Annotated in this window: 18 protein-coding genes; 6 read left to right on the forward strand and 12 right to left on the reverse strand. The window is 63.6% G+C overall.

What is annotated here, in order from left to right; translation table 11 throughout:
• Positions 1 to 171 precede the first annotated feature (171 nt).
• From V1288_RS04875 to fliI, 4 genes are all read right to left on the reverse strand, one after another.
• Positions 172 to 1095, reverse strand: a complete 924-nt coding sequence (locus V1288_RS04875; RefSeq protein WP_334356000.1) for an anti-sigma factor — start codon at positions 1093 to 1095, stop codon at positions 172 to 174.
• Positions 1096 to 1112: 17 nt separating this feature from the next.
• A complete protein-coding gene (locus tag V1288_RS04880; RefSeq protein WP_334356001.1) occupies positions 1113 to 1658 on the reverse strand; it encodes a sigma-70 family RNA polymerase sigma factor in 546 nt (181 codons plus the stop codon).
• Between the two features lie 178 nt (positions 1659 to 1836).
• Positions 1837 to 2253, reverse strand: a complete 417-nt coding sequence (fliJ, locus tag V1288_RS04885; RefSeq protein WP_057842912.1) for a flagellar export protein FliJ — start codon at positions 2251 to 2253, stop codon at positions 1837 to 1839.
• Positions 2254 to 2361: 108 nt separating this feature from the next.
• Complete coding sequence (fliI, locus tag V1288_RS04890) at positions 2362 to 3687, reverse strand: flagellar protein export ATPase FliI (RefSeq protein WP_334356002.1); 1326 nt, start codon at positions 3685 to 3687, stop codon at positions 2362 to 2364.
• A 367-nt stretch (positions 3688 to 4054) separates the two neighbouring features.
• Here fliI and ctrA point away from each other — a divergent pair, with 367 nt between their 5' ends.
• Positions 4055 to 4756 (forward strand): response regulator transcription factor CtrA, encoded by a 702-nt coding sequence (ctrA, locus tag V1288_RS04895; protein WP_016848562.1) that lies wholly within the window; start codon positions 4055 to 4057, stop codon positions 4754 to 4756.
• A gap of 373 nt (positions 4757 to 5129) precedes the next feature.
• Here ctrA and V1288_RS04900 read toward each other — a convergent pair whose 3' ends face one another.
• Entirely contained in the window at positions 5130 to 6284 is a 1155-nt protein-coding gene (locus tag V1288_RS04900) for a DUF937 domain-containing protein (RefSeq protein WP_334356003.1), read from the reverse strand.
• Between the two features lie 322 nt (positions 6285 to 6606).
• Between V1288_RS04900 and V1288_RS04905 the strand changes: the two genes are divergently transcribed.
• From V1288_RS04905 to V1288_RS04915, 3 genes are read left to right on the forward strand one after another with little or no spacing between them, the layout of a single operon-like run.
• Complete coding sequence (locus V1288_RS04905) at positions 6607 to 7011, forward strand: DUF350 domain-containing protein (RefSeq protein ID WP_334356004.1); 405 nt, start codon at positions 6607 to 6609, stop codon at positions 7009 to 7011.
• A 2-nt stretch (positions 7012 to 7013) separates the two neighbouring features.
• Complete coding sequence (locus V1288_RS04910; RefSeq protein WP_334356005.1) at positions 7014 to 7424, forward strand: hypothetical protein; 411 nt, start codon at positions 7014 to 7016, stop codon at positions 7422 to 7424.
• Positions 7425 to 7428: 4 nt separating this feature from the next.
• Positions 7429 to 8586 (forward strand): glutathionylspermidine synthase family protein, encoded by a 1158-nt coding sequence (locus tag V1288_RS04915; protein WP_334356006.1) that lies wholly within the window; start codon positions 7429 to 7431, stop codon positions 8584 to 8586.
• A gap of 34 nt (positions 8587 to 8620) precedes the next feature.
• Here V1288_RS04915 and V1288_RS04920 read toward each other — a convergent pair whose 3' ends face one another.
• From V1288_RS04920 to chpT, 6 genes are all read right to left on the reverse strand, one after another.
• Positions 8621 to 9499 carry a CheR family methyltransferase gene (locus V1288_RS04920; RefSeq protein WP_334356007.1) on the reverse strand — a complete coding sequence of 293 codons (879 nt, stop codon included), beginning with the start codon at positions 9497 to 9499 and terminating at the stop codon, positions 8621 to 8623.
• Entirely contained in the window at positions 9496 to 10653 is a 1158-nt protein-coding gene (locus V1288_RS04925) for a protein-glutamate methylesterase/protein-glutamine glutaminase (RefSeq protein WP_334356008.1), read from the reverse strand. The genes V1288_RS04920 and V1288_RS04925 overlap by 4 nt, the downstream gene beginning before the upstream one ends.
• 83 nt (positions 10654 to 10736) lie before the next feature.
• Positions 10737 to 11102, reverse strand: coding sequence for a response regulator (locus V1288_RS04930; RefSeq protein ID WP_057862060.1), 366 nt, complete (start codon positions 11100 to 11102; stop codon positions 10737 to 10739).
• Between the two features lie 58 nt (positions 11103 to 11160).
• Positions 11161 to 11631 (reverse strand): chemotaxis protein CheW, encoded by a 471-nt coding sequence (locus V1288_RS04935; protein WP_334356009.1) that lies wholly within the window; start codon positions 11629 to 11631, stop codon positions 11161 to 11163.
• A gap of 33 nt (positions 11632 to 11664) precedes the next feature.
• Positions 11665 to 14394, reverse strand: a complete 2730-nt coding sequence (locus V1288_RS04940) for a hybrid sensor histidine kinase/response regulator (protein ID WP_334356010.1) — start codon at positions 14392 to 14394, stop codon at positions 11665 to 11667.
• A 193-nt stretch (positions 14395 to 14587) separates the two neighbouring features.
• Positions 14588 to 15235: a histidine phosphotransferase ChpT gene (chpT, locus tag V1288_RS04945; protein ID WP_334356011.1), complete on the reverse strand. Its 648-nt coding sequence runs from the start codon at positions 15233 to 15235 to the stop codon at positions 14588 to 14590.
• A 149-nt stretch (positions 15236 to 15384) separates the two neighbouring features.
• Between chpT and V1288_RS04950 the strand changes: the two genes are divergently transcribed.
• On the forward strand, positions 15385 to 16236 hold the full coding sequence (locus V1288_RS04950; RefSeq protein WP_334356012.1) for a 3'(2'),5'-bisphosphate nucleotidase CysQ family protein: 852 nt from the start codon (positions 15385 to 15387) through the stop codon (positions 16234 to 16236).
• Positions 16237 to 16255: 19 nt separating this feature from the next.
• On the opposite strand, the gene V1288_RS04955 is transcribed toward V1288_RS04950, so the two are convergent.
• Complete coding sequence (locus tag V1288_RS04955; RefSeq protein WP_334361193.1) at positions 16256 to 16720, reverse strand: YHS domain-containing (seleno)protein; 465 nt, start codon at positions 16718 to 16720, stop codon at positions 16256 to 16258.
• Between the two features lie 267 nt (positions 16721 to 16987).
• Here V1288_RS04955 and V1288_RS04960 point away from each other — a divergent pair, with 267 nt between their 5' ends.
• Complete coding sequence (locus tag V1288_RS04960; RefSeq protein WP_334356013.1) at positions 16988 to 17611, forward strand: DUF1134 domain-containing protein; 624 nt, start codon at positions 16988 to 16990, stop codon at positions 17609 to 17611.
• The last annotated feature ends 110 nt before the right edge of the window (positions 17612 to 17721 follow it).

Genomic DNA, 17721 nt, shown 5'->3' on the forward strand with positions numbered 1-17721 from the left:
CGGCGCGCGCGGATTCTCCTACCCCACCAAACCTCATCCTGACACACCCACAGACGTCATCCTGAGGAGCGGGCAAAGCCTGCGTCTCGAAGGATGGCGTCGGGAAAGATCGGTGACCTCATGGTTCGAGACGGCGCTTCGCGCCTCCTCACCATGATGTGGAAGCAGGCACTAGCGTGTAGCGGGCACCGTCTCGATCAGCTTGCCGGCATAGATCGGCGCCGAGGTCGGCCTGCCGGTCGGCGATCCGCCGGCCGGCTCGACGGTGACCGCATAGGTCGCGGCATTGATCGTGCCGGCGTCGTAGTCGGCGAGCGCCGGACGCGCGGTAAAATCGCTGCCGCCGATCACGCCGAGCGAACGCGGCTGCGGCAGCTTGTCGGAGATCAGCCAAAGCTCAAAGCTCTTGCCGGGCTCGGCATCGGCCCCGACCTTGCGGACCGTGAAATTCTTGGTCGCGGCATCGACCGTCAGGATGAACGCGGGCGCACCGCCGTCACGCTGCAATAGCGCGACGTATTGGGCCGAGGGCACAGGCGATGGCGCCGGCGTCTTGACCTCGACCGTCTGGATGCGCGGCTTCGGCCGCAGCGCCTCCGGCAGCAGTTCCGGCCGATACACCTGCACGGCCAGCATCGCGACCAGCGCTGCAGCCAGTGCTGTGGCAATCGACGCGACGCTGCGCAAGCGCCGGACCCGGCCCGTCAACTGAATGACGTTCGAATTATCTACGGCAGTCGGCGGCACGGCAGCCGGCGGCGCTTCGACGGCCGCTGGCGCTTCGGTCACCACGGGCTCGGCCACGGGTTCAGTCGGCGGCGGAGCCGGCGGCGCGGCCCCGGGCAGCACCAGGGGCGCCTGCTGCTCGGCGGAGTGTCCGATCGCGGCCTTGATGTTCTCCCACACGATCGGCCGCGGCTCGATGGAGCCGACCATCTGGTTCAGCACGCCGAGCCGGTGCTCCCAGGCGTGGACGATCGCAGTGAATTCGGTGTCGACGGCCATCATGGTCTCGACCTGCGCGCGTTCGTCGGCATCGAGGGTGCCGAGCGCATATTCCGCGGCGAGCGCGATATGGTCTTCACTGTAAGCCATCGTTCAAGATCCGGGCCTCACAGCCCGAGACACTCCCTTATTTCCATCATGCTGCGGCGCAGCCATGTCTTCACCGTATTCACCGGCGTCTCGAACTTGGCGGCAAGCTGTTCCCGGCTCCAGCCATTGTAATAGGCGAGCAGCACGAGCTTCTGCCGATCCGGCTCCAGACGGCCGACGCATTCCAGCAAACGCTTCAACTCTTCCGTCATCTCGCGCCGCGCCAGCGGATCGGGCGAATCGGCCGCCACTTCCATCGCGGCAGGCTCCTCCTCGATCGAGCTTTCGCCCCTCTTGCGCACCACGTCGATCGCCCGGTTGCGCGCGATCGAGGCCATCCATGTAATCGGCGAAGCGAGCGCCGGGTTGAATTTTCCGGCGCTATTCCAGATCTTGACGTAAGCCTCCTGAATGACCTCCTCCGCGAGGTCCTGACGGCGCAAGATACGGAGCACGACTCCGAAGAGTTTCGCGCGCGTGGCGGCGTAAAGGCGCTCAAAAGCAGCCTCATCCCCCTTCGCCACCGCGGCAATCAGCCATACCAGCTCCGCTGGCGTCAGCATTCAGCGTCCCCCAAAATCCCAATCCTTCATCGCGTCCTACGCCGGAGCCGACGAGAAGTTTCGTAGCATACCCTGCGTCAAAGGAGGCACCAAGTCGCCCGATTCTGCCCCGACCGGCAAAGAAAAACCCGGGCCGTGAGGCCCGGGTTTCGATCTTCAACCGACGAATGGGAACGCGTCAGGCGACGCCAAGCCGGGCGCGCATCAGGCCGATACTGTCCATATCGGCCTGCTCCCTTGCGCTCTCCTCGGCGCGCTCGCGCGCCTGGTCGCGCTCGTCGAGCAGCTCGACCTTCTTCAGCTCCTCGAACGCTTCGCTGAGCAGGCTCTTGGCGTCCTCAAGCTGGATGCGGAGTTCGTCGGCGGAGCGGGTCAGGTTTTCCCGGCGCTGGATCGCGGCCTTGGCGTAGGTCGGGTAGGCGAAATGGGAGGGGTCGTTGATCCCGGCCCGCTCCTGCTCGGTCTGGATTTCGCGCTCGAGATCGACCGACATGCGCTGGAAGTCGGCGATCATGCCTTCGATCTGGGTAACCCTTCGGCGCTTCTCGTCGACCTGAAATTTCTTCAGGCGGATCAGCGTTTCTCGTGACTTCATCGACTCATACTCCCCAGAAGTCCCAATCTGAACGCGGGACGGAGCCGGCTCCCTCGGGGGGCCCACCGGCGTCATTAATCATGTGCCGGGGATGATGGCCTGACAAAGTTAGCGTTCCGTTTCCAAATTGGTGAGGATTTGCGCCAATAGGCGATAGCCGTCATCCAGGCTCGATTTTTCGTCCTTGGCCTGGCGCAGGAAGGCTTCCAGCGGCTCATGCAGCCGGATTGCCTCGTCGACTTCGGGGCTCGAACCCGCCCGATAGGCGCCGAGCCGGATCAGTTCTTCCATGTCGGCATAGGTCGCCATTACCTGGCGGCCCCGCATGATCACGGGCAGATAGTCGGGATTGGCCGATCGCGGCATGGTGCGGGAGACCGATTTGAGGATGTTGATGGCGGGAAACCGTCCGCGCTCCGCAATCGAGCGTTGCATCACGACATGGCCGTCCAGAATGCCGCGGACCGCATCCGCGATTGGCTCATTATGGTCGTCGCCGTCGACCAGCACCGTGAAAATGCCGGTGATGGTTCCACTTCCGGTGCCTGGCCCTGCCCGCTCCAGAAGCTTCGGCAATTCGGTGAACACGGTCGGCGTATAGCCTTTCGCCGTCGGCGGCTCGCCGGCCGACAGCCCGATCTCGCGTTGCGCCATCGCAAAGCGCGTGACCGAGTCCATCAGGCACAGCACGTCCTTGTCCTCGTCGCGGAAATACTCCGCGATCGCCAGCGTCAGATAGGCTGCCTGCCGCCGCATCAAGGCGGGTTCATCCGACGTCGCCACCACCACGACCGAGCGCGCCAGACCCTCGTCGCCGAGATCCTCCTGCAGAAATTCCTGCACCTCGCGGCCGCGTTCGCCGATCAGGCCGATGATGGTGATGTCGGCATCGACATTGCGCGCCAGCATTGACAGCAGGACCGATTTGCCGACGCCGGAACCGGCGAAGATGCCGAGCCGCTGGCCGCGGCAGCAGGTCAGGAAGGTGTTGAGCGCGCGCACCCCGAGATCGAGCGGGAGGCCTACGCGCTTGCGCGAATGCGCCGGCGGCGGCGAGTTGCGGTACTGCATCGGCGACGGGCCCTGCAGCAAGGGCCCCTTGCCGTCGATCGGTTCCCCCATGGCGTTGATGACGCGGCCGAGCCAAGCCGGTGACGGCCGCACCTGGCTGGCCGCCGTGGCAATGACCGCCCGGCAGCCGCGCCTGACACCGTCGAGCCCGCCGAACGGCATGACGACGGCATTGCTGCCGGAAAAGCCGATCACCTCGGCCGGGATGAAACGGTTGCCGCCAGTGTCGATCACGATGCGGGCGCCGACCGACATCGCATGGATGGGCCCCGCGATCTCCACCATCAGCCCGCGCACGCCCACAACGCGGCCATATATATTGACGCCGTCGATATCGCCGATCTGCTCCGCGAGCGCCTTCATTGCGAAAACCTTAAGTTTCCGCGTTTTAGCCGGTCCCGCTTAACCTCGTGTTTACCCGCATCATTAATCATTGCGTCACTGTCTTTTGGTGACTGAGAGCGCTTGCCCGTCAGAAGAAGGGCGAAACGCGGGAGTCGGTTAGGTCCGTCTCTTAATCTGGAGCTTGAGTAGACATGGTGGAGAAAAGCTGCTTCCAAGCAATATCTTAGGGCGATTCGCTAAAAATTGCACTTAAAGAGCTTGCGAACCGGAATCAGATTTTGTTAACCATATGTCTGTCAGGATCCGAATCAGTTGTTAAAGGCGTTTTGAGTGCCGCAAGTGCGGCCGACCTGACGCCCGGAGCGGCGGACTAAAGGGGACTGGCATGCGCGTTTTGCTGATTGAAGATGACAGCGCTGTCGCGCAGTCGATCGAGCTGATGCTCAAATCCGAGAGTTTCAACGTCTATACGACGGACCTCGGAGAGGAAGGCGTCGACCTCGGTAAGCTCTACGATTACGACATTATCCTTCTCGACCTGAATCTGCCCGACATGTCCGGCTACGACGTGCTCAAGCAGCTCCGGGTATCCAAGATCAAGACCCCCATTCTGATCCTCTCCGGCCTCGCCGGCATCGAGGACAAGGTCAAGGGTCTCGGCGTCGGCGCCGACGACTACATGACCAAGCCCTTCCACAAGGACGAACTGGTCGCCCGCATCCACGCCATCGTGCGCCGTTCCAAGGGTCATGCCCAGTCGGTCATCCAGACCGGCGATCTCGTCGTCAACCTCGACACCAAGACGGTCGAAGTCGGCGGCCAGCGCGTGCACCTGACCGGCAAGGAATACCAGATGCTGGAGCTGCTCTCGCTCCGCAAGGGAACCACCCTCACCAAGGAAATGTTCCTCAACCACCTCTATGGCGGCATGGACGAGCCCGAGCTGAAGATCATCGACGTCTTCATCTGCAAGCTGCGCAAGAAGCTCGCCAACGCCTCCGAAGGCCGCAACTTCATCGAAACCGTGTGGGGCCGCGGCTACGTGCTGCGCGAGCCGCACGAGGCGGACGAGCGCATCCCCGCCTGATCAGGGTTCAAAGCGAGCCACACGGCTCACTCCTCCCGAGGACCCCGCCGCAAATGGCGGGGTTTTTGTTTGGGCAGATGGCTTTGTGGCCCGTCGGGATGATTGCGGCTCCGAAGTCCTAGTCTAAGCGCCCGACGCGGTTGATATCTCGCCGAGGGTGGCCTTCTCGGCGTCGCTCACCTTGACTCCAGCTCCCCGGAGGCCGCTGGGCTCGGCCGCGGTGATGGCCATACCGACGATCATCGGGTTCTCCAGCAGCAGCGTCCACTGATCCTTTGAGACTTGTCTTGGCAGACATTGATCTTACGAGTGCGCAAAGCCGCCGCTTGTTGCCAGCGGTCCGCGCAGGCCGGACGGTACGACGTTCTGAAATTCAGGACCGCGCGAGCGCGTCGAGCTTGCCTCGAAGCTCATCAATCGCCGGCTTCGCAACATCGCCAGCGCCGGGCGTCGCCAGCACCTTGTCACACATCTGGTTGATCGTGGGGGTTGCGGCCACAATCAGCTTTACGATGGTGCTCTTTCCTTCAGGAGAAAGCTGCGTCGCGCGGGAGCTGACGTCATTCAATTGAGCTGCTGCCTCCCTCAGCTTGGGTAGGGCAGCCTGGGCCGATGCGGCATCGGTGATGCCGGGAAGCACGGTCCTGATGGACACAACCGACGCGTTGATCTGGTTCGCCAGATTCATTCCTCCGACCGTCAAATCCGTCGGCGCCACCCCAACGGTTCCGGTCGCGGTCCGCGTCGTGGAGGGAGGCGACACCTGAGCGACTGTGTCTTCCCCTGAACGGCCAAGGGCGAACCAGATCAGACCACCCAACACCACCGCGGCGACCAACCAGTAGGGCCATTGCGGTACCACTGATCTGCTGGCCATCGCAGAAGCCGCCTGACCAGCCCCGGAAATGGTCCGCTCCGAAGCCTCTGCAACTCGGCCGCCAGCCGCGCTGGCTGCCGCCAGGCCGCTGCGCAAGCTTCCAGTCGCTCCGTCAATGAGACCAGCGGCACTCCACTGGCCGGCGAGACCGGACGGTATTGCCGCAGCGATCTGATCCTTCTGTGAAGTGAGAAGAGACACCAGCCCGCTTGCGTCGAGACCCGCGGTGCGTTGCTGCTGACCTAACGCACCAAGGACCAGGGGGCCAAGCATGCTGAGCATCGATTTGCTGGTGTCCTCACCTATCCCGGCAAACTTGCCTATCGTCTGTGCCATTGTGTCCAGCGTTCCGCCTCCGAACAGGTCCGAAAGCATGTTCGATCCTGTTTCCGCTAGCGAGTTCTGGCCGGAACCGCCGATAAGATTCTTGAGGCTCTCAAGCGCCCCTGACTGCTGTGTCAGCGTGTTGGTGAGCTGGCGTGCCCCATTGGGAGTGGAGGCAACGTCAGCGAAGCTTGCAAGAAGCGCGGGAATCGCACCCGCGATGGCTTTTTGCGCAACATTGCGATCAAGACCCAGAGCAGAAGCGATCTTCGCTATCATGTCCGGCGTAAGGCATTGCATCACTACAGAGACCAAATTCGTGACCATGGCGATCCTCCTGAGCAGAGTGCAGGTATTTTCTCAGGTAGTTCGTCCAGCCTGAATTGTGTCTCCAAAGTTTAATCACCTTATATTACAACCTTGCCGGGTTCCACAAAAGCTGCGACGATTTGGGAGAACGACTTGGAACGGCGTTCATATCCCCGCCTGACCCACGGCTTGTGACGAGCCGCACGGCTCACTCCTCCCGACTGGACCCCGCCGTTTTTTGTTTTGGGCGGAGTTTTTATTGGGATTGAACCGCCTGGTCCTATGCGCCGACTGACAGATCGTGCGAACCTTTCGGAACGCGCGAGTCGGGGCAGTTTCGATGATCCTTCAATCCCTTGCCGGGCTGCCGGCGTTCCTGGCCTATTTCTGCACGGCAATCACAGCCGTGGTGGCCTACCTCTTCGTCTATACCCGCGTCACGGCGCACAACGAGTTCGATCTGATCCGGGCCAATGAGCCGGCCGCCGCCATTGCGCTGGGCCTGAGTCTGCTCGGTTTCGTGTTGCCGCTGGTCAGCGCCATCGCCCATTCCGCCAATGTCTGGGATTGCCTGATCTGGGCCGGGATCGCGCTGATCGTGCAGATCATTGTCTATTATCTCGTCAGGGTTCCGGTGCCGAACCTGTCGAAGCGGATCGCTTCCGGCGAACTCGCCGCCGCGATCTGGCTCGGGCTGGCCTCGCTCGCCGCCGGCGCCCTCAACGCCGCCTGCATGATCTACTGATCATGGCCCACAATTCAGAGCACGAATTCGGCAAGCGCAAGCCGGTCTCGGTGCCGGCATCGCCGCGTCCCGCTCAGCCGCCGGCGAAACGTTCGGGCCACGTTGCGCTGCTGCTGATGGGCACGTTTGCGGTCGGCAGCGCCGCCTACACGCTGATGCCGAGCCGCAATTGCGAGCCATCGCCGAACGCGGCCTCGCCGTCGTACCAGCAAAGCAATACCGAATGCTCGTCGCGCAGTTCTTCATCCAGCAGCCACGGCGGCTCCAGCGGCGGCTCGTCGCGCAGCAGCTACTATTCGAGCGATTCATCCTCGAGCCATTCATCCTCGGGCACCTCCGATTCCGGCTCGCACAGCGCGCAGCGCGGCGGCTTCGGCTCGTTCGGCCACGCCGTCGGCTTCTCCGGCGGCTGAATTCATGCAGCGCATCTCCTGCCCCGAACGCGACGACTGGCGTGCCACCGCCGAAAGCATAGGCTTCACTTTTCACACCATCAACGGCGAGCGCTATTGGGACGAAAGCGCCTATTACGCGTTCACGCTGAACGAGATCGAACGGCGGATCGAGGCGCCCACCGGCGAGATCGAGGCGATGTGCCTCGAACTGGTCAGCCGCGTGATCAACGATGAAAAACATCTGCGCCGGTTGAAAATACCCGAAGCCTTCTGGCCGCTGCTGTCCGAGAGCTGGCGGCGCCGCGACGCCAGCCTCTATGGCCGGCTCGACCTGAGCTACGACGGCTGGAGCCCGGCGAAACTGCTGGAGTACAACGCCGACACCCCGACCTCGATCTTCGAAGCGGCGGTTTTCCAGTGGACCTGGCTCGAACAGGCGATGGAGCGCAACATCATCCCGAAGCGCGCCGATCAGTTCAATTCAATCCATCAGCGTCTGATCGACGCCTGGAAAAAACGCAGCGGCGCGAAGCATCTGCATCTCGCCGGGATGACCGACAATTCCGAGGATGCCGGCACGCTGGCCTATCTGGAGGACACCGCGAGCCAGGCCGGATTGCTGACCACGCTGATGGATATCAAGGACGTTGGACTGGGCGGTGATGGCCGCTTCGTCGATCTCGACGATCGCGGAATTGAGCTCGCCTTCAAGCTCTATCCCTGGGAATGGATGTTCCGCGACAAGTTCGGTGCAAAACTCGCGACCGCGCCGACACGCTGGATCGAGCCGCCCTGGAAAGCGATCCTTTCCAACAAGGGCATTCTGCCGCTGCTATGGGAGATGTTTCCGAAGCACCCCAATCTGCTGCCGGCCTATTTCGAGGACGATCCGAAGGCGGCCATGCTCGGCTCCTCGTTCGTGCGCAAGCCGCTCTATTCGCGCGAAGGCGCCAACGTCGCGCTCGTCAGCGCCGGCACCACGCTGATGGAACAGCAAGGCCCGTACGGGGCGGAAGGATTTATCCGGCAGGCTTTCGCGCCGCTGCCGAGCTTCGCCGAGCAATACCCGGTGATCGGAAGCTGGCTGGTTGATCACACGCCATGCGGCCTATCGATCCGCGAGGACGAGAACCCGATTACCGGCAACACGTCACGCTTTCTGCCACACGCGATCGTGTAGCGCGGCGTGCCGGCAGACGGGGCGAAGAACGGGCTCAGCGCGCCGCGGCGACGGCCCGCATGGTTTGCGGCACCAGGGTCGACGCCCCCACCCGAATCACCGGCGCGATGTTCGGACGATAAAGTCCGCGGCGCTCCGGATAGGGCTTGAAGGTGTTGGTGATGCCGACCACGGATTCGGCCGCGCCCAGCGCCAGCACGCCATCGGGCTCCAGCATCCGGGAGAGCCGCTCGAAGATATTGGTCTTGGTATTCTGATCGAAATAGATCAGCACGTTGCGGCAGAAGATGATGTCGAACACGCCGAGATGGGAGAAGTCCTGCAGCAAATTGAGCTGACGATGCTGCACCATGCTGCGGATCTCGGCGTTGATCTGCCAGAGTTCGCCGTTCTGGGTGAAATACTTCACCAGCAACCCGATCGGCAGTCCGCGCTGCACCTCGAACTGGCTGAAGATTCCTGCCTTCGATTTTTCCAGCACCGCCTGCGACAGGTCGGTCGCGACGATCTCGGTGCGCCAGCCCGACAGCAATGGTCCGGCCTCCTTCAGGCACATTGCGATCGAATACGGCTCCTGTCCGGTGGAGGATGCCGCGCACCAGATGCGCAACGAGCGGCGGGACGCACGCGCCTGCACCATCGCCGGGATGACGGCCTCCCGCAAATGATCGAACGGAATCTTGTCGCGGAAGAAGAACGTCTCATTGGTGGTCATCGCCTCGACCACCTCCGCCGTCAGCGCTTCCGCCCCGCTCTTCATCTTCGCGACGAGTTCGGAAATTCCCGGCAGGCTGGACTTGCGCGCCAGCGGCAGCAATCGGCTTTCGACCAGATATTGCTTGTCGGCGGACAGATCGAGCCCGGAGCGCTCTTTCAGAAGCTTACGCAGATACTCATAGTCTGAAGGCGTCACGAACGATCTCCCGAAAACAACCGAACCAGTTTTGGCGCGATCTGATTGAGCGGCAGGACCGCCGCGCAAATACCTGCATTGGCAGCCGCGCCCGGCATGCCCCACACCACGCTTGACGCTTCGTCCTGGGCAATCACGCTGCCGCCGGCAGCGACGATGTCCTTGCCGCCGCGCATGCCGTCGGAGCCCATGCCGGTCAGAATCACCGACATGATGCCGCCCTGCCAGACGTCGATGGCGGAATTGAACAGCGGATCGACCGCGGGCTTGCAGAAATTCACCGGCGGCCCGTCGTCGAGCGCGATCGCAGTATCGGTGCCGTGGCGTACCACGCGCATGTGGCGGCCGCCCGGTGCAAGATAGATCCGGCCGGGCTTGACGATCTCGCCATCGATGGCCTCATGCGCCGGCCGGCGGCTCGCGCGCGCCAGGTGCTCGGCGAGAATTGTGGTGAAGGTCGGCGGCATATGCTGGGTGATCAGCACCGGAAAACGATCGATCACCGGGCCGATGTCGGCGACCAGCGTCATCAGGGCCTGCGGGCCACCGGTCGACGAGCCGATCAGGAGCACCCGCGGCGCCAGCATGCTGAAGGGCCGGCGCGCCAGTTGCAGTTGCGCAACCGGATGGACCGACACTTCGCGTGCCCGCTCGGGGGCCGGCGCCATCGACGGGCTCGCGGCAGGCGACGCACGCCGGCGGGCCCTGGCGCCCAGATGACGAATCTTCTGAATCAGATCGTGGTGGAAGGTCTCGGCGGCGGAGGCCTCGCGCGTGCTTTCCGGCTTTGGAATGTAGTCGGACGCACCTAGCGAAAGCGCCTTGAAGCTGATCTCCGCGTTGCGGCGGGTCAGCGTCGACGCCATGATGATGACGAGGTCGCGCTTTTTCGCCAGCAGTTGCGGCAGCGCCGAAATGCCGTCGAGCTCCGGCATTTCGATATCGAGCACGGCAACGTCGGGCTTGATGCGTTCGATCTGGTTGACAGCGTCGAGACCGGTTCGCAACGAGGCCGAGACCTCCATGTCCGGTTCGGCGCCGATCCAGCGTGAGATCATCCCGCGGATCACGACGGAGTCGTCGACCACCATGACGCGCAGCTTGTCCTGCCGTGTCGGGATTGGCGGTGGAGACTTCGTTAACGCAACACTCATTACTTCACCCGACCCAACTCAAACGGCACACTTACAAAACAACGCCGAAGGCCGTTGAGCCGCCGGGATCGCATACGCGAGGATCAGAGCAGGCCGACTTCCTGGAACTTCGCGGTCACGATGTCCTTGTCGAACGGCTTCATGATGTACTCGTTGGCGCCGGCATGCAGCGCACGCGCAATGTGTGCGACGTCGTTTTCGGTGGTGCAGAACACCACCTTGGGCGCATCACCGCCGGGCATGCGGCGCAGATTACCGAGGAATTCGTAGCCGTCCATTACAGGCATGTTCCAGTCGAGCAGAACCGCCTCAGGCATCGCGCGCTTGCAGACTTCAAGCGCCTTCTCGCCGTCCTCGGCCTCGACGATTTGAAAGTCGAGACCTTCGAGAATGCGCCGCGCGACCTTTCGGATGACGCTCGAGTCATCAACGACCAGACATGTTTTCATTTTAGGTCTCCAATTGCACCAGATCCCAAGAGGGACGTTTCCATTCCAGGTTCGGTCTTCATGCCACCATCAGGTCCGGCACGATTTCGAGAACGCGATCGACGTCGAGGACGACCATGAGCTGGCCGTCGAGACGGTGGACGCCGCCGGCGAGCTTGGCCATGCGGGGATCGAGGTTGACGGGGTTTTCCTCGCGGCCGTTATCGTGGAGTTTCAGGACCTCGCCGATCTGGTCGATCAGGAGGCCGTAGGACTCGCCGCGCAGATCGACGCCGACCGCCATCGGCGGCTTGCCGTCGTCGTTCCTGGGCAGGCCGAGGCGGGCGCGCATGTTGACCACGGTGACGATGCGGCCGCGCAGGTTGAGCACGCCGGCGATCTCGGCGGAGGACAGCGGCACCCGGGTCAGCCGTTCCGGCATGAACACGTCCTGCACCCGCGAGATCGGCAGGCCGAACAATTGCCCGCCGATCACGGCGGTGACGTATTCGGCCACGGTGCCCTCGATGGTCTCGGTCTTGGTTGTCATGGTCTTGCTTCCTTATGCCCCGGCCAAGCCCGCTTACGCCGCGTGCCGGGTCTCGGCGGTCTGTTCCTTCAGCGCCGCGATCAGGCCGGGACGGTCGAACTTGGCGACGTAGTCGTGGAAGCCGGCCTGCCGCCCGCGCTCGATCGCCGCCGGCGACACCAGCGAGGACAGCGCGATGATCGGCATCGTGCTCAGATTGTTGTCGGCGCGGATCACCTCGGCGAACTCGAAGCCGTTCATGTCCGGCATCTCGATGTCGGTCAGCACCACGTCGAAGCTGTGGCCCGAGCGCAGCGCGGAAAGCCCCTCCTGCGCGTTGACCGCGACCCGCACCTTGTAGCCGGCCGCCTTCAAGACCGGGGCCAGCATGTTGCGGAAGAAGGCACTGTCGTCGACCAAGAGCACCGACTGCGCCGTCGATGACGCCCGCATCTCCTTGCGCGAGAACCAGTCGGCAAACGCCATCGGCAGGAAATGGCCGACGTCGATCACCTCGGTGGCCTGGCCCTTGATCACCGCGGAACCCAGGATGCCGTCCTGCTGGCCGGCGACCTCGATGTGCAGCCGCTCCTCGACGATGTCGATGATCTCGTCGACCACGAGCCCCATCGAGCGGCCGTCGTCGGCGAACACCAGGATCGGCTGCGAGCCGGAGGTCTGGACGGTGACCCCGTTCATCTGCACCAGCGGCATCAGCTGCTCGCGGTACTGCACCATGTAGCGGCCGTTACTGAGCTCGATCTTGTCGGTGGCGATCTCCTCCAGCCGGGTGACGAGGCCGAGCGGCACCGCCTTGGGCTGCGCGGAACCGGCGCGGAACACCAACAGCGAGGTGAGCTGTTCGCCGGACATCGCATGCGCGGCGGAGGCTTCATCGGCCATCTCATGGGCCGAGGAACCGGAGGCGCCGAGCGCCTTGGCAATGCCGTTGGGGTCGATGATCATGATGACCGCGCCATCGCCCAGAATGGTGTTGCCGGAGAACATGTCGATGTGCCGCAGCTTGGTCGACATCGGCTTGACCACGATTTCTTCGGTGTGGAACACGCCGTCGACCACGATGCCGAAGGTCTGGCTGCCGACCTGCGTCACCACGATAAAGCCGTTCTCGGGGTCGCTGGAGGAGCCGTCATCGATCTTCAGGAGCTTCTTCAGGTGCATCAGCGGCAGCAGCTTGTTGCGCAGCCGCAGGACCGCGGTGTCCTTGATGCGCTCGATGCGGTGTTCGGAGTTGGCGCGGGCGCGCACCAGCTCGACCACCGAGAGCTGCGGGATCGCAAAGCGGTCGCCGGCGGCCTCGACGATCAGCGCCGAGACGATCGCCAGCGTCAGCGGGATCTTGATGGTGACGGAGGAGCCCTCGCCGGCCACGCTCTTGATGTCGATGGTACCGCCGATCTGGTCGATATTGGTGCGCACCACGTCCATGCCGACGCCGCGGCCGGAGACCGAGGTGACGGTGGCCGCGGTGGAGAAGCCCGGCGCGAAGATGAACTTGTGGATCTGGGCCTCGGTCATCTTCTCCAGCTCGGCCTCGCTGACGAGACCGTTCTGCAGCGCCTTGGCCTTGATCCGCTCGGTGTTGAGCCCGCGGCCGTTGTCGGCGATGCAGATGATGATGTGGCCGCCCTCGTGATAGGCCGACAGCCGGATGGTGCCCTGCTCGCCCTTGCCGCTGGCCAGCCGCTCGGCCGGGGTCTCCAGGCCATGGTCGGCGGAGTTGCGCACCATGTGGGTCAGCGGATCCTTGATCAGGTCGAGCACCTGGCGGTCGAGCTCGGTGTCGGCGCCGTGCATCTCCAGATCGATCTGCTTGCCGAGTTCGCCGGAGAGGTCGCGCACGATCCTGGGCAGCTTCTGCCAGGCATTGCCGATCGGCTGCATCCGCGTCTTCATGACGCCTTCCTGCAGTTCGGCGGTGACGTTGGAGAGCCGCTGCAGCGGCACCTTGAACTCGGTGTCCTCGTTGCGGCGGGAGATCTCCAGCAGCTGGTTGCGGGTCAGCACCAGCTCGGAGACCATCGTCATCAGATGTTCGAGCGTGTCGACGTTGACGCGGATCGACTGGTTGGCGATCTTGTCGGCGACCTCGCCGTCGGCCTCCATGGCCGCGGCGCGCTTGGCCGGCTTGGGCTTGACGATTTCTTTGGCGACTTCCTTGGCGCCTTCCTTGACTTCCGGCTCGGGCTGTTGCGCAACCGGCGCGGGCTTCGGCGCGACGTCGGTTTCGGTCTCGCGGAAGGCGCGCTCGAGGTCGTCGAGCGAGACTTCGCCGGGACGTAAGGGGCGTTCCAGCACCTGGTCGACCAGCGTGCCTGCCGTCACCGCGGGCGGAGCCGGCGGCGCGGCGACCACGGGCGCGGCCTCAGCCACGGCTTCGGCATGCCGGGCGCCTTCGGCCATCGCATGCAGCTTCTCGATCAGGTCTTCGTCGGTGCCTTCGGGCTCGGTCTCGGTGGCCTCCAGCCCGGCGAGGATTTCCTTGATGCGGTCGATCGAGGACAGGATCAGCGTCACGGCCTCGGCCTTGACCGGCATGCCGTCGCGGAATTTGCCCATCAAGGTCTCGCCGGCATGGGCGAGCGCCTCGAGCCGCGGCAGGCCTAGAAAGCCGCAGGTGCCCTTGATGGTGTGGACCAGCCGGAAGATGTTATCGAGAATCTTCGCGTCGCTCGGGTCCTGCTCGAACCGCACCAACTGATTGTCGACCGTATCCAGGCTCTCGCTGGTTTCGGTCAGGAACTCCCGCAACAGATCATCCATGAAACTGGCCTTCGTACGCACCGGCACGCGACATCGACGCGCCCTACGGAACGAGGCCAGCTTCTATGCAAAGCGTTTAATATTGGTTGAGCAAATGGAAAAGAACGGGATCAACAAAGAGATAAGACGGCCGAAATGGATTCTGCCGCCCGATTTCAACCGTTGGTTAACCATGTTTGCGCGTTGGCGCGCTTTAGGCCGCGGTGACGACCACCTTTTCGCCGTCGGGCGCAAGCGTCACGCTGAGTCCGCAGGCCTGCGCCAACAGCCGCGTATAGTAAGGCTGCACTGCGTGCGCATCGACGGACGCCGTCGAATTCACGCTCAAGAGATCGGCGATGTTCTGCGGCAGGCGGGCGTTCAGCCCCGAAGACGTGACGCGAAAACTCATCGTCTCGCCGTCGCCGATCGGATCGATCGTCAGCGTGCCGCCGCGCGGGATCGTCTGCTGCGCGATGATCAGCATGTTCAGCAGCAGCTTGACGCGGTTCTTCGGCAGCAGGAGGCGCGGCAGATTCCAGGTGATGGTGATCTTGCCGTCCTCGATGTGGCCCCGCGCCATGGTCTGGGCATCGCCGAGATCGATCTGCGCGCCCGCCGATCCCGCCGCGCCGAACGCCAGGCGGCAGAACTGCAATCGGGCGGACGCGGTCTTGGCGCTCTTGCGGATCAGATCGAGCGCGAAATCGCGGTCTTCGGGTTTCGGATTGTCATCGAGCACCTCAAGCCCATTGACGATGGCGCCAACCGGGCTGATGAGATCGTGACAGACGCGCGAACACAACAGCGCCGCAAGTTCGAGGGTGTCGGGAGCCGGACCGGGAGACGAAATGCCAGACATCATGGGTTCCTGGAAAGCCACCGGCTCGCAAATTGCTGGCGGGCAGTTACGAATCACGCGTGCTTATCGGTTGATACACTGCGCAGCCCCCTGCTGCCAGCACGGGGCGGCAATGGTAAGGCAGGACGAACAGCAAATAGGCCAAGCTCATGAATGAGGCACGCCCCGTACTTGATCGCGACGCTGCCGCGGCCCTGATCGAACCGCTGACCGAGATCGTGATCCGGGCCGGCATCGCCATCCTTGCCATCAATCGTTCCGCCATGAAGGTCGGCGGCAAGAGCGACGGATCGCCGATAACGGAAGCGGATTTGGCGGCCGACCGCATCATTGCCGAGGGCCTGACGCAGGTAGCGCCAACAATACCGTCGTTGTCGGAAGAGCGCGTCCAGCCCGGTATGCTGCCCCACAAGGAAAGCTTCTTCCTGATCGACCCACTCGACGGCACCAAGGAATTCGTCGCCGGCCGCAAGGAATTTACCGTCAATCTGGCGCTGGTAACCCACGGCGCGCCATTGCTCGGCATCGTCAGCGCTCCGGCCCTCGGGCTGGTCTGGCGCGGTCTTGTCGGCCGCGGCGCGGAACGGCTGACACTTGGGCAGGGCAAACTTGGGCAGGGCAAACTTGGGCAGGGCAAACCGCTGATCGAACCGGTGCGCACCCGGCCCTGCCCGCCGCGGGGAGAACCGTGGACCGTGGCGGTCAGCCGGCTGCATGGCGATGCCAGGACCGAAGCCTTCATTGCGGCAAGGCCGGGCGCGGTACGGTGCGAACTCGGCTCGGCGGTCAAATTCGGCCGGGTGGCCGAAGGCGCGGTCGATATCTATCCGCGGCTGTCGCCGACCTCGGAATGGGATGTGGCCGCGGGCCATGCGGTCGTCACGGCCGCCGGCGGCCGGATCACGGATTCAAGCGGCGCGGCGCTGGTCTTCGGCACGGGGCGGAAGGATTTCATCGTGCCGGAATTCATCGCCTGGGGCGATCCGAACGCGGCCGTTTGAGCTTCGTAGCCGCTCGCAATTACTGCGCCAGCCCCTGCTCCAGCATCGGCCAGCGCGCGGTGGCATCTTTCAGGAAACGTGCCGGCTCGGCGGCGAACGCATCGCGGTTTTGCTCGCGGCCGAACAGATAGAGCCGCTGACCCACGACCACCCAAAAGCGCGGATTGCCCGCGTACGTGACCCCTCGTCCCAGATCGACCGGGTCGTAGCCGCCGAACTGGGGCCCGTAGATTTCCGGATGCGCCACGAAGGAGGCGCGATTGCCTTCGTTGCGGAAACGCCAGACGGCGCCGGCTTCGCGGGCCTCGAAGTCGGGCAACCCCTGAATCGCCATGGACTCGGTAAAATAGGCGACGGGATCGAAGCCTCCGATGGCGAGGCCGGAATAGCGGTTCACCACCACCCGTTCGGTGGTCGAGGCGCACGCGGCAAAATCAAGGCTGAGCGCAGCAAAAAAGCCTGCCAATAAGGCAAAAAGGGCTATTCCGGGGCGCCACCCGTATCTTTCCTGCCGTTGTGCCGTCGTTGTCTGAATTGGTACCAATTGCACCGCTGATTTTCCTTGGCCGATGGCAGGAAGCCTGAAAGGGTGGATTTGTGTCGTCATATCGAAGCGCCGAAAATGCCGTTGTGCCGTCATAGTTGATGCCGATAACATTGCGAGTCGAGGGGACACTGGGCGCAACCTAGAGCCATGCTTGTTGGCGTCAGGTTAAGGCGGCGGCCAGAATTCGATGCCAGGGGTTCTTTCATGACGTTTGCTTCACGCCTTGCCGCGGTGACGTTCGCCGCGCTGATGTGCTGGACCGTGCCGGCTTCTGCACAGCAGGTGCAGCCGGCACAACAGGTTCAGCCGGCGCCGTTGCCGCCGCCGCAGCGCCAGCCGGGGCCCGAGACCTTTGGACCCGACGAACTGGTTTCGGCCGGGCACAAGTTCTTCGGCAACGTCTCGCGGGGGCTGGCGTCGGTCATCGAGCGCGCGGTCAGCCAATGGGGGCTGCCCAACGGCTATGTGCTCGGCGAGGAAGGCTCAGGCGCTTTTGTGGCCGGCCTGCGGTATGGCGAAGGCACGCTCTACACCAAGAACGCTGGCGACCTCAGGGTCTACTGGCAGGGGCCGTCGGTCGGCTTCGACTGGGGCGGCGACGGCGCGCGCACCATGACGCTGGTCTACAACCTGCCCGCCACCAACGCGATCTATCAGCGCTTCGTCGGCATCGACGGCTCCGCCTATATCGTCGGCGGCTTCGGCATGACCGCGCTCACCGCCAACAACATCGTGCTGGTGCCGATCCGCTCCGGCATCGGCCTGCGGCTCGGCGCCAATGTCGGCTATCTCAAATACACGCCGCGCGCGACCTGGAACCCGTTCTGAGCCGGTTTCCGGATATCCACACGCGTCTCGTCCGGTAGATTCAGGTTAACGCGGCAATGGGCTGGCGTTGCCCCGGCGCGGCGTGGCATTGTGATTAACGATTCCTTGTC

It is taken from the genome of Bradyrhizobium sp. AZCC 2176 (assembly GCF_036924645.1).
Classification (GTDB): domain Bacteria; phylum Pseudomonadota; class Alphaproteobacteria; order Rhizobiales; family Xanthobacteraceae; genus Bradyrhizobium.

Excerpts from the sequence above, each read along its gene's own strand:
- V1288_RS04900 (WP_334356003.1), bottom strand. The coding sequence starts at position 6,284 with ATGGTCACGAATTTGGTCTCTGTAGTGATGCAATGCCTTACGCCGGAC.
- ctrA (WP_016848562.1), top strand. The coding sequence starts at position 4,055 with ATGCGCGTTTTGCTGATTGAAGATGACAGCGCTGTCGCGCAGTCGATC.
- V1288_RS04960 (WP_334356013.1), top strand. The coding sequence starts at position 16,988 with ATGACGTTTGCTTCACGCCTTGCCGCGGTGACGTTCGCCGCGCTGATG.
- chpT (WP_334356011.1), bottom strand. The coding sequence starts at position 15,235 with ATGTCTGGCATTTCGTCTCCCGGTCCGGCTCCCGACACCCTCGAACTT.
- V1288_RS04875 (WP_334356000.1), bottom strand. The coding sequence starts at position 1,095 with ATGGCTTACAGTGAAGACCATATCGCGCTCGCCGCGGAATATGCGCTC.
- V1288_RS04905 (WP_334356004.1), top strand. The coding sequence starts at position 6,607 with ATGATCCTTCAATCCCTTGCCGGGCTGCCGGCGTTCCTGGCCTATTTC.
- V1288_RS04880 (WP_334356001.1), bottom strand. The coding sequence starts at position 1,658 with ATGCTGACGCCAGCGGAGCTGGTATGGCTGATTGCCGCGGTGGCGAAG.
- V1288_RS04930 (WP_057862060.1), bottom strand. The coding sequence starts at position 11,102 with ATGAAAACATGTCTGGTCGTTGATGACTCGAGCGTCATCCGAAAGGTC.
- fliJ (WP_057842912.1), bottom strand. The coding sequence starts at position 2,253 with ATGAAGTCACGAGAAACGCTGATCCGCCTGAAGAAATTTCAGGTCGAC.
- V1288_RS04940 (WP_334356010.1), bottom strand. The coding sequence starts at position 14,394 with ATGGATGATCTGTTGCGGGAGTTCCTGACCGAAACCAGCGAGAGCCTG.
- V1288_RS04950 (WP_334356012.1), top strand. The coding sequence starts at position 15,385 with ATGAATGAGGCACGCCCCGTACTTGATCGCGACGCTGCCGCGGCCCTG.
- fliI (WP_334356002.1), bottom strand. The coding sequence starts at position 3,687 with ATGAAGGCGCTCGCGGAGCAGATCGGCGATATCGACGGCGTCAATATA.
- V1288_RS04925 (WP_334356008.1), bottom strand. The coding sequence starts at position 10,653 with ATGAGTGTTGCGTTAACGAAGTCTCCACCGCCAATCCCGACACGGCAG.
- V1288_RS04910 (WP_334356005.1), top strand. The coding sequence starts at position 7,014 with ATGGCCCACAATTCAGAGCACGAATTCGGCAAGCGCAAGCCGGTCTCG.
- V1288_RS04915 (WP_334356006.1), top strand. The coding sequence starts at position 7,429 with ATGCAGCGCATCTCCTGCCCCGAACGCGACGACTGGCGTGCCACCGCC.
- V1288_RS04935 (WP_334356009.1), bottom strand. The coding sequence starts at position 11,631 with ATGACAACCAAGACCGAGACCATCGAGGGCACCGTGGCCGAATACGTC.